Source organism: Opitutus sp. sgz309028, from assembly GCF_059821195.1.
On the sequence record NZ_JCAMRR010000002.1, the window covers coordinates 1,257,879 to 1,271,098 of the forward strand.

At 64.5% G+C, this 13,220-nt stretch carries 12 protein-coding genes; 4 read left to right on the forward strand and 8 right to left on the reverse strand.

What is annotated here, in order from left to right; translation table 11 throughout:
* Positions 1-66 precede the first annotated feature (66 nt).
* Positions 67-753, forward strand: a complete 687-nt coding sequence (locus tag AC6RV7_RS10950; protein WP_500094014.1) for a 3-keto-disaccharide hydrolase — start codon at positions 67-69, stop codon at positions 751-753.
* Here AC6RV7_RS10950 and AC6RV7_RS10955 read toward each other — a convergent pair.
* The 8 genes from AC6RV7_RS10955 to mgrA form a co-directional block, all read right to left on the reverse strand.
* Positions 731-1,747 carry a small ribosomal subunit Rsm22 family protein gene (locus tag AC6RV7_RS10955; RefSeq protein ID WP_500094015.1) on the reverse strand — a complete coding sequence of 339 codons (1,017 nt, stop codon included), beginning with the start codon at positions 1,745-1,747 and terminating at the stop codon, positions 731-733. The two genes, AC6RV7_RS10950 and AC6RV7_RS10955, sit on opposite strands and share 23 nt — an antisense overlap.
* Before the next feature lie 10 nt (positions 1,748-1,757).
* On the reverse strand, positions 1,758-2,972 hold the full coding sequence (locus AC6RV7_RS10960; RefSeq protein ID WP_500094016.1) for a class I SAM-dependent methyltransferase: 1,215 nt from the start codon (positions 2,970-2,972) through the stop codon (positions 1,758-1,760).
* Between the two features lie 61 nt (positions 2,973-3,033).
* Positions 3,034-4,563 carry a lipase maturation factor family protein gene (locus AC6RV7_RS10965; protein WP_500094017.1) on the reverse strand — a complete coding sequence of 510 codons (1,530 nt, stop codon included), beginning with the start codon at positions 4,561-4,563 and terminating at the stop codon, positions 3,034-3,036.
* 190 nt (positions 4,564-4,753) lie between these two features.
* Positions 4,754-5,713 carry an ABC transporter substrate-binding protein gene (locus tag AC6RV7_RS10970; protein WP_500094018.1) on the reverse strand — a complete coding sequence of 320 codons (960 nt, stop codon included), beginning with the start codon at positions 5,711-5,713 and terminating at the stop codon, positions 4,754-4,756.
* A 65-nt stretch (positions 5,714-5,778) separates the two neighbouring features.
* Positions 5,779-6,570: an ABC transporter permease gene (locus AC6RV7_RS10975; protein WP_500094019.1), complete on the reverse strand. Its 792-nt coding sequence runs from the start codon at positions 6,568-6,570 to the stop codon at positions 5,779-5,781.
* A gap of 19 nt (positions 6,571-6,589) precedes the next feature.
* Complete coding sequence (locus tag AC6RV7_RS10980; RefSeq protein WP_500094020.1) at positions 6,590-7,333, reverse strand: ABC transporter ATP-binding protein; 744 nt, start codon at positions 7,331-7,333, stop codon at positions 6,590-6,592.
* 60 nt (positions 7,334-7,393) lie between these two features.
* On the reverse strand, positions 7,394-8,605 hold the full coding sequence (locus AC6RV7_RS10985) for an MFS transporter (RefSeq protein ID WP_500094021.1): 1,212 nt from the start codon (positions 8,603-8,605) through the stop codon (positions 7,394-7,396).
* A 125-nt stretch (positions 8,606-8,730) separates the two neighbouring features.
* Positions 8,731-9,732: an L-glyceraldehyde 3-phosphate reductase gene (gene mgrA / locus AC6RV7_RS10990; RefSeq protein WP_500094022.1), complete on the reverse strand. Its 1,002-nt coding sequence runs from the start codon at positions 9,730-9,732 to the stop codon at positions 8,731-8,733.
* A gap of 168 nt (positions 9,733-9,900) precedes the next feature.
* On the opposite strand from mgrA, the gene obgE reads away from it, so the two are divergent.
* From obgE to AC6RV7_RS11005, 3 genes are read left to right on the forward strand one after another with little or no spacing between them, the layout of a single operon-like run.
* Entirely contained in the window at positions 9,901-10,941 is a 1,041-nt protein-coding gene (gene obgE / locus AC6RV7_RS10995; protein WP_500094023.1) for a GTPase ObgE, read from the forward strand.
* Between the two features lie 17 nt (positions 10,942-10,958).
* Complete coding sequence (locus tag AC6RV7_RS11000; RefSeq protein WP_500094024.1) at positions 10,959-11,483, forward strand: hypothetical protein; 525 nt, start codon at positions 10,959-10,961, stop codon at positions 11,481-11,483.
* 11 nt (positions 11,484-11,494) lie between these two features.
* Complete coding sequence (locus tag AC6RV7_RS11005) at positions 11,495-13,198, forward strand: GspE/PulE family protein (RefSeq protein WP_500094025.1); 1,704 nt, start codon at positions 11,495-11,497, stop codon at positions 13,196-13,198.
* The last annotated feature ends 22 nt before the right edge of the window (positions 13,199-13,220 follow it).

The window sequence follows — 13,220 nt, forward strand, 5'->3', positions numbered from 1 at the left end:
AGTCAAGCGCGGGCGCAAACGGGATCGGGCTCGCGATCCGGCGGCAAAATCCAATGCTGGGCGGGCATGAAACTTATCCCCGGCGGTTTTCTGGTTTTGTTCACGGCGGCGTCGCTCTTCGCGGCGGATCCCAACGCGTTGAGCAGCGCGGAAAAGAGCGAAGGCTGGCGGTCGCTGTTCGACGGCAGCTCGCTGCAGGGCTGGCGGAGTTTGAAATCGGAGCAGCCGAGCGGCTGGAAAGTTGCGGACGGCGCGCTCACCTGGTCGGCGAAGGGGGGCGATCTCGTGACCGCGGACTCGTTTGCGGATTTTGAATTGTCCCTCGAGTGGAAGGTTTCGGAAGCGGCGAACAGCGGGATCATTTACCGCGTGGGGCTGGACGACACCGCGACTCATCGGACCGGTCCCGAATACCAGGTCCTGGACAACGTGAAAGCATCCGACAACCACCCGGCGAGCCACCGCGCCGGATCGCTTTATGATCTCACGGGCGTTGAGGAGGATTACACGCGTCCGGTCGGACAATGGAACGAGGCGCGGATCCGCGTGCGCGGCTGGCACGTCGAGCACTGGCTGAACGGGCACAAGGTCGTCGACGTCGATCTCGCCGCGCCGGCGGGCAAGGCGTTGATCGCGGCGAGCAAGTTCAAGAGCTGGCCGCGTTTCGCGTCGCTCGCGCGTGGGCACATCGCACTGCAGGACCACGGTTACGTGGTCAGCTACCGCGCGATCAAGCTTCGGGAGTTGAAGTAGGCGGCGGCGCAAGCGGCTCACCGCCGCTGATCTTGTCGCCTGCGCGTTCCCAGCGGTAAACGAGCGGCGCCTTCGTGCGCTCGAGTTGCTTGAAAAGCGCGGGGGCGGCGCGCTTCGGCAGTTCGAGCTCCGCGAGGCCGCTGGCGTCACAGTTCAGCCAGCGGGCGTAGGGTTTGAAATGCTCGGGGCGGCCGATGATCCGCGACAGGTCGGAAGCGCCCGCGGCGGCCGGCGCCCGATCGAGCGCGATAAACGCATACGGCAGGCTGCGCAGGTCGATGCCGGCGCGCTGGCCGAATCTCACCCAGTTGGAATCGGCGTAGATCTCGGACGGCGGCGGCGCGAAAAAGTGGCACCAGTGGCGCTCGTTGCCCGGTGCAAACATCGGGCAGGCGAGGGCGTGAGTGCAGGGTGCGACGACGCGGAAACTGGCCGCGAGTTCGTCGCGAATCTGGCCGAGTTGGCGGCTGACGGCATGCGTGCCGGGTTCGACCCAAAGGATTTCCTGCGCTCGGGCGGCGAGCGCTTTCAACGCAGCGAGCGCGTCGGGCGGGAGCTCGTTGAGCACATGGCTGACGACGAGCAGTCCGATCGGCTCGGCTGAGGCGAGCAAGCCGGGCGTCGCTGACGAAACCGCGAGCGAAGGAAAAGCCCGCGCCGCCGCGTCGCTCGCGAAATCGCAAGCGACTGCGGAATGATCCCACACGGTGAGCGCGTCGAAACTCTCAGGTCCGAAAAAGTCGATCAGCCGGCGCGCGGCGATGCCGCTGCCGCAACCCCAATCGAACACCTGACGCGAAGTCGGACGCCAGCCGCGCAGTTTCAACTCGCGGAGCACGTGATTCCATTTCCAGCCGATCCGCTCGCCGTAGGTGAAATCGTAGGACGCAAGATCGGACGAGGATTGCCAGTAGGCGCCGCCGGCGGCTTTGCCGGAAAGAAAACCATCGCGGAGCCGGTCGAGCGCCGCCCAATCGAGTTCGGACCAAGTCATGAGACGAGTTTTAGAGGGAAAACTCCAGGTGTTGCGCGAGACGCTGCCGGCGGATGCCGTAAAATTGCGCGAACTCGCGGATGCGCGCGGCGCGAGACGCGTCACCGGCCGCGTGATCCTTGATCGCGGTGATCATGAGATTTTTCGCGGTGTGTTCGGTGGAGATAAACTCGAACACCTTCGTGCGATACCCGGCCCATTCGAGCAGTTGCGCGCGCAACGAATCGGTGACGAATTCTGCCTGCCGCTCCTGAAAAATTCCGTGGCGCAACGCGTCCGCGAGCACCGGCGGTGCGACGAGTTGCGGCCGAAGTTCCTTCTGGCAACACGGCGAAACGACGAGCAGACGCGCGCCCGCGGCGATCCCTTTCGCAAGGGCGTCGTCGGTCGCGGTATCGCAGGCGTGAAGCGCGATGAGGACATCGACTGCCGCTCCCGCGGCGTCCGGCGCGGGAAATGCAAACGAGTCGATCCGACCCGCGGCGAAGGACAGATGCGCGAGGTCGTTTTCCCGCGCGATCCGGTTGCAGAGTTCGACGAGTTCCGGACGCGCCTCGACGCCGGTGACGGTTGCGCGGTTGTCGAGCAGTGCCGCGACGGCAAACGTGAGATAACCCTTGCCGCTACCCATATCCACAATCCGGAGACGTGTTGGCGGGGCGGCGTCGGTGGCGTTCGCCGGGCGGATGACAGCGTCGTCCAGCAGATGCGCCAGGACCTCGGCGAACTTCTGGATCTGGCGAAACTTGTCCGCCATGCCCTCGCGCGGCTGGCCGCGGTCGTTGGTGACGCCGAGCGCGCGCAGCCACGGGGAGTCGGCCGGAATAAGGTGCTGCTTGGCGCGATCGTGGCCGGCAGTGGCTTTGGTTTCGGAGGCGAGCGGCGCGGGCGTCAGTTTCAAGCGACCGGTGCCGCTGGATTGGTTTTCAAACTGCGCGTGCTGCGTCGTGGTGAAAAGATGCGCATCGAGAAAGTCGCGGCTGAGCAGGCGATCGATCTCGGCGAGGGCATCGGGTGGCGGCAGATTGCGCGTCACGTCGCGCGTGGCGTGACGCCAGAGAAACGAAAGGTGCGGGCCGGCCTTCAGGACGACCGGACGGACGAAGAGATTGCGGACGGTGCGATCTTCGCCGCGATATTTGCCCAGGGTGAGCTTCACGAGTTCGCCGTTGTCCACGGCGGAGCGAAGCAGGGCGAGAAAACGGTCGCGGTTCGGATCGGACATGCAGGCATCGCCGCAAAAAGCGTCGGAAGGCGCAAAGCGAAAGACGCGGCGTTGGGCGGCGTCATTTCAACGCTGCCGGCGCGAGGTAGTAGTCGATCGGTGTGCGTTCCCAGAAACGGCCCGTGCGGGCGCGTTCGGCGGGTGAAGCGAAACGATAGTCGTAGCGCACGACGCGAAGGAAGCGGGGCGGTTGGCCGGGAAACGGATTGTGCGCGAACAATGCGAGGACTTCGGGCGTCCCGCGCAACAGGTGTTCGCCCAGCGAAAGCACCCACGGGTTTTGCTGCGGAGCACCGAGTGCGGCGAACCACAACTGCCAGTCGAGTCGCGGCTGATGTGGAGCGACGACCGGCAGCGGACGCGAGAGCGCGCCGGGTTTGTAGGGAAGTTCGTAGGCGAGCCACTCGCGCTGATCGTTGCTGCCCTCGAGGGAGAGTTCGGGCCGCGACGTGGTCATGACCGCGAACAACCCATAGTTGTTGAAGCTGTTGAACGGCGCGACCCACGTCGCCACCGATTCAAACCAGCCCGGCCGCTTTGCGCCCGCCTGCACCGACGGCCACGCCGCCACCGTCGTATAGGCCACCACGCACCCCGCCAACGTCCACCCTGACACCGACACCGCGACCCCTCGCGCCGAGCGCCCGATCAGAGTGTCATATAATGTATGACACTTGCCGGGGTCGCGGCGGAGGAGGCGGAGCCAGAAGGCGTCGTCGAGATTGAGGAGGCAGAGCGCGGCGGTGAGGAGGTTGAAGAAGGCGTAATTGCCGGTGAGGGCGATCGCGAGTTGCAGGGCGAGGAGCAGGAGCGCGGCGTTGTGACGCAGCGGTCGCGATGCGAAGAGGAAGAAGGGCGCGAGCAGTTCGATGACGAACATGCCGGCGCAGGCGGCGCGGTGCACATTCTCCGACGCGTGATGGGCCCACCAGGCGAGCGGATTAGGGAGCGGTTGGGTTTCGAAATGGAAATCGAGCGCGGTGAGATTTCGCCACGTGGGATCGCCGCTCGAGAGTTTCACGATTCCGGAAAGCAGCATCAGTCGGAACAACAGCCAGCGCAGCAGCCAACGCGCGATCCGCGAAGGTTCGCCGAAATGGAAACGTGGTCGCCACGTGAGGCGCGGCAGAAAAATCGCGAGCAGCGTCGTCTCCAGTAGCAGGGCGTCCCACTGGAATCCGAGAAACGCCTGGCCGACGTTGACGAGCGACAGATAACAAACCCACAGAACAATCAGGCATGCGGTCGGTGCGATGCCGGCGAAGAGTAGCGCTGCGGCGCCAACGCCGACGGCGCAAAGAACAGTCAGAAAGGTGTCGGCGCCGAAAATCCAGCCGAGCGTCGGGAGCCGTGCGTAGGCATCGGTGCCGAGATAATCGTGCACCGCGCGAAGATAGGCCCCGGCGGGAAGAATGCCGTGTGGGCCGATCAGACCGGGAAGTTGCACCCAGAGCGAAACGAACGCGATCGCATGCGTGACCGCGAGCAGCCGGAGGAAAAGCGAAGCGCTAAAGACGTAGCGGTCGCGGGCCGGCGAGAAAGTATCCGCGTGTCGGTCTGGCGGAAAAAAGCGTGGGAGCCAGGACGACATGGGAACGCGATTCGTGCCGCACGAAAGCTTCGCTCAACAACCACGAAAAACACGAAACAAACGAAAAACGGACGGAAGCAAAGGGCCCACGGAATACACGGAACACACCGAAGAAGACGAACGTGGTTCTTAACTTCCGTGTCTTTCTGTGTGCTCCGTGGGCGATGCGCCGCGTCTATGCGTCGATTTTTTACGGCGTGAACTCGGTCGTGATCGCGGTGGCGGCGGTGACCTTGTTCTTCTTCAGGATACCGAGCTCTTCGAGTTGCTCGATCTGCTTAGCGTAGCGGGCGGGATCGAGACGCCCGATCTGGCTCGCGCCACCGTCGGCGTCGCGGCCGGTGACGAGCTTGCCGTCGAGGATGAGCTGCCGCGAGGCCATCATGAATTCGTCGGTGTTGCTGGGATTGGCTTTCTTCAACGCCTCGTGCGCGGGCGTCGGATCGCCCTCGAGATAATCGCGCCAGCCGCGGATGTAGGCGCGCACAAAGGCACGCAGCTGTTCCGGATGCTCGCGCGCGAACTTGCGGCTGGTGACGAGCACGGCATAGGCGCGAAAGCCGGCGTCCCAGGTCGAGAGGAAGCGCGGCTCCTTGCCGCCGGCTTTCACGATGTGATACGGCTCGGCGATGTAGTAACCCTGCTGGATCGCCTCCTTGTTGCCGAGGAAGGCGGAGACCGAAAAGTTCTGCGGCACGATCGAAAAGCGCACATTGTATTTTTTCTTCAAATACGGGAGGAACGCCCATTCGGGACGGGCGATGATCGTCTTGCCGTCGAGATCTTCGAAACGGCGGACTGAGCTGTCGGCGTTGACGAGCAGACCGGAGGGGTCGTCCTGGAAGACGGCGGCGAATTGCACGACGGGGAGTCCCTCGGCTTGTTGCAGGAGCGTGTTGGTGCTGTCGGCCTGCCCGACATCGGCCTGACCGGTGGCAACCTTCGGCATGACGAGCGCGTTGGGACCGCCGGGCACGAGCGTGACGTCCAGACCTTCGTCGGCGAAGAAACCACGAGCTTGGGCTTGGTAGAAGCCGCCGTGTTCGGGTTCGGCCACCCAGTCGAGTTGGACGGTGATTTTGAACGGGGCCGCAGCGGCAGCGAAGACGCACGGGGCGAGGAACAGCAGCAACAGGAGCGATCGTTTCATGGGGAAATGAGTGTGTCCGCGATTGTGGCGAATCGCCGCGGATGGCGACGGAATTTGCATCCGGTTCAGGTGTCGCGACGTTCGAACGAATCGTGCCAGCGCCGGAGCGCGAGCCAGCTCAAGCCGATGACCAGCGATACGAGGACGAATCCGAGGACACAGGTGATGGCGGCGGTGGCGAACAGCGCGGGATACTGCGCGCGGCTCGCGTAGATGATGGTTTGGAAACCGAGCCCACCGCCGTCGCCGGCCGAGCTCCCGGCCGTGTAGTCGCCGACGAGCGCGCCGATGGGCGCGAGGATCGCGGCGATGCGCAGGCCCGTGAAGAAATAGGGCAGCGCGCCGGGGATCCGCAGGTGCACCAGTTGCTGGTATCGGCTGGCCCGATACGAACGGAAGAGCTCGACGAGGTTCCGGTCGGTCGAGATGAGGCCCTGCGTGCTGTTCACAACCAGCGGGAAAAAGCAGATGAGAAACGTGATCACGGCGACGCTCTTGATGCCGGCGCCAACCCAGAGAACGAGCATCGGGGCGATGACGATCACGGGCGTCATCTGCAGGATCATCAGATACGGATAGAGGCTGACGCGGATGAGCGGAGAAAGCGAAAGCAGCACGGCAAACGCGATGCTGAGGAGAACCGCGGCGGACAGGCCCACCAGTGCGCCCTGGCTGGTGTTGAGCGTGGCGCGAAGCAGCGCGTCCGCATGTTCCTGAAATGCGGCGAACACGGCGCCGGGCGTGGGCAGAAGAAAGCGGTTGTCGGGCGAAAGCCCGGCGTGAATCGCCGACCAGAGCGCCAGAAACAGCGCGCCGGCGATCAGCGGGAGGAGAATCTTGAGCAACGGACGCGACACGGGAAATACGAGATGGCCGTCAGGCCTGTTCGGCGGCGCGGAGCGCACGGGAGGTTTCGGTCACCAGATCGTGATACGCGCGCGAGAGGCGGGTGTCCGCGGTTCTTGGATACGAAAGGTCGATCGGGATCTCGGCATGAATGCGGCCGGGATTGGCCGACAGGACGACAATGCGGTGCGAGAGAAACACGGCCTCCGCGACGGAGTGCGTAACGAACAGCGCGGTCCAGGCCTGCTCCTGGCGGATGGCGAGCAGTTCCTCATTGAGGTGCTCGCGCGTGATCTCGTCGAGCGCGCCAAACGGTTCGTCGAGAAGCAGCAGTTGCGGCGAAAGCGAAAGCGCGCGGGCGATCGACACGCGCATGCGTTGACCGCCGGAAAGCTGGCGCGGGAAGGCGCGGGCCTTGTCCGCCAGGCGCACGAGCTCGAGTGCCCGCCCGGCGGCGGCGCGGCGGTCGGCGGCGGGTGCGCCTCGGAGCTTCAACGGAAGAGCGACATTGCGCTCGACGTTGAGCCACGGCAGCAGCGTCGGGTCCTGAAAGACGAAGGCCTGTTCGACTTTGGCGACGCTGATGTGACCGGACGTTTCGACGGTGAGATCGGCGACGAGCCGGAGCAGGGTGGATTTGCCGCAGCCGCTGGGGCCGACGAGGCTGACGAATTCGCCGTGCGCGACGGAAAGCGAAACGCGATCGAGCACAAGCGGACCGTTCGCGAAACGTTTGGAGACGTCGCGAAGTTCAACGAGTGCCGGCTCAGCCATGGTCCGACAGCACATGGGCCGCCGGACCCGAGGCAAGGGGGAAGCGTGTCGCGTGGCGGGTCAGCGCCGCTCGAGGTTGGGCAGGAACATCGTCAGCAGCCCGAGCAGCGGCAGGAATCCGCACAGGTAGAACACATGTTCGATGCTCGTGTGATCGGCGAGGCGACCGAGCGCGGCCGAGGCGATGCCGCTCATGCCGAACGCGAGTCCGAAGAACAAACCGGCGACGAGCCCCACCTTGCCGGGGATCAGTTCCTGTGCGTAAACGAGAATCGCGGAAAACGCCGACGCGAGCACGACGCCGATGATGACGCTCAGTGCAACGGTGCCGGCGAGGCCGACGTGTGGGAGGATCAGTGAGAACGGCGCGACGCCGAGGATGGAAAACCAGATCACGTATTTGCGTCCGAAGCGGTCGCCGAGCGGTCCGCCGAGAATCGTGCCCGCGGCCACGGCGAAGAGGAAGATGAACAGATACAGCTGCGAGCCTGCGACGGAGACCTGGAACCGGTCGATCAGGTAGAACGTATAGTAGTTCGTGAGCGAAACGAGGTAGAAGTATTTCGAGAAGATCAGCGCGATCAGGATCGAGATCGAAACCACGACCGTGCGCGTCGGCAGCGGGCGGGCGGCGCGACGATGGGCGCGGGCCCGCGCGAGGTGTGCGTCCAAGTGTTGTCGATACCAGACTCCGACGCGCGAGAGCACGGCGATCCCGACGGCGGCGAGGGCGGTGAACCAGAGCACGGACGATTGTCCGCGCGGCACGATGATCAGCGCCGCCAGCAGCGGCCCGAGCGAGGAACCGAAGTTGCCGCCGACTTGGAAAAGCGATTGCGCGAAACCCCGGCGATGGCCGGCGGCGAGGTGCGCGACGCGCGATGCCTCGGGATGGAAGATCGACGAACCCGTGCCGACGAGCGCGGCGGAGACGAGCAGGGCGGGATAGCTCGCCGCGCGCGAGAGCAGGACGAGACCGACCAGGGTGAGGCCCATTCCGATCGCCAGGGAAAAGGGTTTCGGGCGCCGGTCGGTGTAGAACCCGACCAACGGCTGCAGCAGCGACGCGGTGACCTGAAAGGTGAACGTGATGAAGCCGATCTGCGTGAAGCTCAGCCGGTAGTTGTCCTTGAGCATCGGATACATCGCCGGAAGCAGCGACTGGATCGCATCATTGACGAGATGCGAGAAGCTCAGGGCGAGCAGCACGGACATGACCGTGCGCTCGACAAAGGACGACTCGGATGGGATCGCAGCGGCGGAAGAGGCCATGGAAGGCCGCATTTCATCTACGCTTCGGTGGCGCGCAACCCGGCGGACGCGTTGCGGCCGCCAGCGCTGTGGGAAAATTCAGGCCAGGTGTGCAGGCCGCGCGGGCGCGATCGCGCGAAAGGAACTCAGGCTTTGCCGCTGAGGATGTGTTCGATGCCGTCCACTTCCTCCGGCGAGAGCGTGGGATTCCGGAAGGCGGCGATGTTTTCCTCGATCTGGCTGACCTTGCTTGCGCCGATGAGCGCGGAGGTGATCACCGGCTGGCGCAGCACCCAGAGCAGCGCCATCTGCGCGAGCGATTGACCGCGGCGCTTGGCGATGGCGTCGAGCTGGCGAACCTTGGTGAGCTTTTCCGCGGTGATGTGCTCGGGTTTGAGGAAGCGCGGATCGTGGCCGGCGCGCGAATCGGCGGGAATGCCGGTGAGATAGCGGTTGGTGAGGACGCCCTGTGCGAGCGGGCAGAAGGCGATGCCGCCGATGCCTTCTTTCGTGAGGACGTCGGTGAGCCCATTTTCGATCCAGCGGTCGAACATGTGATAACGCGGCTGGTGGATCAGGCACGGCGTGCCGAGCTCGCGCAGGATCGCGGCGGCGCGGGCGGTTTGTTCGGCGGTGTAGTTGGAAAGACCGACGTAAAGAGCCTTGCCGGAGCGGACCGCGCGATCGAGTGCGCCCATCGTTTCCTCGAGCGGAGTCTCGGGATCGGGGCGATGCGAATAGAAGATATCGACGTAATCCATCCCGAGGCGGCGGAGGCTTTGGTCGAGCGATGCGAGCAGGTATTTGCGGGAACCCCATTCGCCGTAAGGACCGGGCCACATGTCGTAGCCGGCCTTGGTCGAGACGATCAGCTCGTCGCGATGCGCGGCGAGATCTTCGCGGAGAATGCGGCCGAACGTGCGTTCGGCGGAGCCGGGCGGCGGGCCGTAGTTGTTGGCGAGATCGAAATGCGTGATCCCGAGATCGAACGCGCGCAGCACGAGGGCGCGGCTGTTGTCGTGGCGATCGACGTCGCCGAAGTTGTGCCAGAGACCGAGGGAAAGCGCGGGCAGTTTCAGACCGCTGCGGCCGCAGCGGCGAAAGAACGCGGGATTGTCGTAGCGGGAGGCGGCGGGTGCGTAGGACATGGGATAAGTTACGCACGGTTGGACTGAGGGATGTGCGGGTCAAGGGGGCGCTGTGGCAAACGGGAGGCGGTCGCGGGACGATCTTGCCGGACGGTCGGAAATCCGGGGGCGAACGACCGTGACAATCGCCCCCTTGGCAAACGCGGGGCGTTCTGCATCGTGGCGCGCATGTTTGTCGACGAGTGCGTGGTAAAACTTCAAGCCGGTGACGGCGGGCGCGGCTGCATCAGCTTCCGCCGCGAGAAATACGAGCCGTGGGGCGGACCCAACGGCGGCGACGGCGGCCGCGGGGGCGACGTCGTGCTGCTCGGCGACGACGACACGAACAATCTCGTCGATTACAAATACCAGCCGCACTGGCGCGCCGAACGCGGCGAGCACGGGCTCGGCTCCGACCAGCACGGCAAGGACGGCGCGCCGCGCATCTTGAAGATGCCGCTCGGCACCGTCGTGATCGACGAAGCGACCGGAAAGCCCGTGGCCGAGCTGATCGAGGACGGGCAGCGGATTGTGTTGTGCAAGGGCGGTAACGGCGGCTGGGGCAACACGCACTTCAAGACCTCGACCAATCGCGCCCCCAAGCGGGCGAATCCCGGCCAGCCCGGCGAAGGCGGGACGTTCCGGCTGGTTTTGAAAAGCATCGCGGACGTCGGGCTCGTGGGTTTCCCGAATGCCGGCAAATCGTCGCTCACCGGTCAGATCACCAAGGCGCGGCCGCGGACGGCGGCGTATCCGTTTACGACGCTGCATCCGCAGATCGGCGTGATCGAGTATCGGGACGAAGTAAAAGGTCACCGCCGGCTCTTGCTGGCGGACGTCCCCGGCTTGATCGAAGGCGCCAGCGAGAATCGCGGTCTCGGTCATCGTTTTCTGAAACACATCGAACGCTGCGCGCTGCTGCTGATCCTCGTCGATATGGCGGGCACGGATGCGCGGGATCCGCGCGATGACTACAAGAATCTGCTCCGCGAACTGGAGCTCTATGACCGGACGTTGTTGAAAAAACCGCGCGTCGTCGTGGCGAACAAGATGGACGTGCCGGAGGCGAAGGAGCACCTCGCGAAGTTCAAGCGGCGCTACAAGACGGTCGACGTGCTCGAGATCTCGTGTCTGACCGGCGACGGCCTGGACCGGTTGAAAAAAGAGTTGTTAAAACGAGTCACCGCCCTGCGCGGCCGCGAAAAGGTGTCGCGCAAAACCGCGGCGTGATTCAGCCTGGCTGAGACATGCCTCCTCCGGCCAACCGCTCCCTGTTGATGCGCGCCAACCGTTTGCTCGGCGCCAATCTCGTCGAAGCAAACCTGGTCAAGATCGAGGACCTCGAGCCCGCGAACGAGAAGTTGCTCTCGCTCATCGCCGAGGATCAGCCCCGGCAATGCACCGTGTTGGGAATCCTGGCCTACGACATGAAAGTGCTGCGCGAGGAGGATGTATTGCAGCACGTGGTCGACAACGAGGGCGTGGGGCTCGTGGATCTGCGGCATTACGAGGTGGCGGACGACGTGAAGAAAAACCTCGATCTCGCGGCCTGCTGGGCGACGTGGTCGGTGCCGTTCGATCACGAGGAGGATTTTCATTTCGTCGCGACGGCGTATTATCTCAGCCCGGCGGTGCGGGCGCATTGGGAGAAGCAGTTCGACGGCCCGATCCTTTGGTTCGGCACGACGCTCGAGGCGATCGCCGATTACCTGGAAAAGCTCGCGGCGGAGCGCGCCGCCGCGCCGGCCGCGGCGGTGGCGAAGGCCGTCTAGTCGTTTCGCGTATGCCGCTCGGAAAGATCCAAACCCAGATTGTCGGGCAACTGGTCGCCATGAGCCGGCTGACCGCGGAGCAGCGCGACACGATCGCGGCGCTGCCGGGAGAACCGACGGGCGAGGCGCTCGACAAGCTGCTGCAGGACGACTACCGGATCACGCCGTTCCAGCTGCTCGTCGCGAAAGGCCGCGCGCTGGGACTCGCTCCGTATAACGTTTCCCGATACAAGATCGGGCCGGAAACGTTCGAGCGGTTGCCCGAGGAGTTCTGTCAGCAGAATCTCGTCGTGCCGGTCGGGCACGTGGGCGAGTTTCTTCTCGTTGCGCTCGCGAATCCCTTCGAGGTGTCGCTGGCGACGAAGATCCAGGAGATGACTGGCAAGAAGGTCATCCGGCTCCTCGCGCGCGAAAAGGACATCAAGGAAAAGTTCAACAAGGCGGCGGCGCAGCCGGCGGGATTCGACGACGTCGTCGAACAGATCGGCGCGGAATTCGGGGCGGTGATCGAGACGACGTCCGAGGACGTCAACGAGGAGTCCGGCCCGATCATCCAGCTCGCGAACCGCATCATCGAGGACGCGTATTTCGCGGGCGCGAGCGACATCCACGTCGAACCGCAGGAGAAGGAGATCATCGTCCGCTACCGGATCGACGGCGTGTGCTCGGAAAAACTGCGGCTGCCACAGCGCGTCGGACCCGCGCTCGTCGCGCGTTTGAAGATCATGTGCAACCTCGACATCTCCGAGCGACGGTTGCCGCAGGACGGGCGTATCGTGTTCAAGCAATACACGAAAAAGGGACTCGACCTCGACCTCCGCGTGTCGACCGCGCCTCTGAACCACGGTGAAGGCGTGGTGATGCGCATTCTCGACAAACAGAAGACGACGCTGCCGCTGCCGGCGCTGGGGTTCTCCGAGGAGAATCTGGGAAAATACCGCGAGTGCATCCGCCAGCCCTACGGCATGATCTTGCACTGCGGCCCGACGGGCTCCGGCAAGTCGATGACGCTTTACTCGGCGCTCAACGAGATCAACACGCCCGACCTCGTCATCCGCACGGCGGAGGATCCGATCGAGTATACGCTGCCCGGATTGAACCAGATGCAGATGCACCGGCAGATCGGGCTGACGTTTGCGTCGGCCCTGCGCGCATTTCTGCGTCAGGATCCGGACATCATCCTCGTCGGCGAAATCCGCGACAAGGAGACGGCCAACATCGCGGTGGAGGCGGCGCTCACCGGACATTTGTTGATCAGCACGCTGCACACGAACGACGCGCCGAGCACGGTCGCGCGTCTGACCGACATGGGCGTGGAGCCTTTCATGATCTCGTCGTCGCTGCTCTGCGTCTGCGCGCAGCGCCTGATGCGCCGCGTCTGCAAGCAGTGCCGCGTGCCTTACGTCCCGCAGGGCCGCGAGGAGGAGGTCTTGCAGAAGGCGATCGGCTGGAGCGGCCAGATCTTCAAGCACAACCCGAAAGGCTGCCCGAAGTGCGGAGGAAGTGGATACAAGGGCCGCGTCGGCATCCACGAATTGATGATCACGAACGAGGAGCTCGTGGACGCGATCAACAAGGAGCTCGAGAGCGCGGAGCTGAAGAAGATCGCGATGCGCGCCGGCATGAAGACGCTGCACCAGGATAGCCTGATCAAGGTCCGCGAAGGCGTGACGACGCTCGAGGAGGCGATCGCCACCGTGCCGCCGGACCTTTAGGCGGCCTCGACGCGGCGCCTTG

Coding starts and splice junctions, on each gene's coding strand:
- AC6RV7_RS10950 (WP_500094014.1), top strand. CDS start 67: ATGAAACTTATCCCCGGCGGTTTTCTGGTTTTGTTCACGGCGGCGTCG.
- AC6RV7_RS10955 (WP_500094015.1), bottom strand. CDS start 1,747: ATGACTTGGTCCGAACTCGATTGGGCGGCGCTCGACCGGCTCCGCGAT.
- AC6RV7_RS10960 (WP_500094016.1), bottom strand. CDS start 2,972: ATGTCCGATCCGAACCGCGACCGTTTTCTCGCCCTGCTTCGCTCCGCC.
- AC6RV7_RS10965 (WP_500094017.1), bottom strand. CDS start 4,563: ATGTCGTCCTGGCTCCCACGCTTTTTTCCGCCAGACCGACACGCGGAT.
- AC6RV7_RS10970 (WP_500094018.1), bottom strand. CDS start 5,713: ATGAAACGATCGCTCCTGTTGCTGCTGTTCCTCGCCCCGTGCGTCTTC.
- AC6RV7_RS10980 (WP_500094020.1), bottom strand. CDS start 7,333: ATGGCTGAGCCGGCACTCGTTGAACTTCGCGACGTCTCCAAACGTTTC.
- AC6RV7_RS10985 (WP_500094021.1), bottom strand. CDS start 8,605: ATGGCCTCTTCCGCCGCTGCGATCCCATCCGAGTCGTCCTTTGTCGAG.
- mgrA (WP_500094022.1), bottom strand. CDS start 9,732: ATGTCCTACGCACCCGCCGCCTCCCGCTACGACAATCCCGCGTTCTTT.
- obgE (WP_500094023.1), top strand. CDS start 9,901: ATGTTTGTCGACGAGTGCGTGGTAAAACTTCAAGCCGGTGACGGCGGG.
- AC6RV7_RS11000 (WP_500094024.1), top strand. CDS start 10,959: ATGCCTCCTCCGGCCAACCGCTCCCTGTTGATGCGCGCCAACCGTTTG.
- AC6RV7_RS11005 (WP_500094025.1), top strand. CDS start 11,495: ATGCCGCTCGGAAAGATCCAAACCCAGATTGTCGGGCAACTGGTCGCC.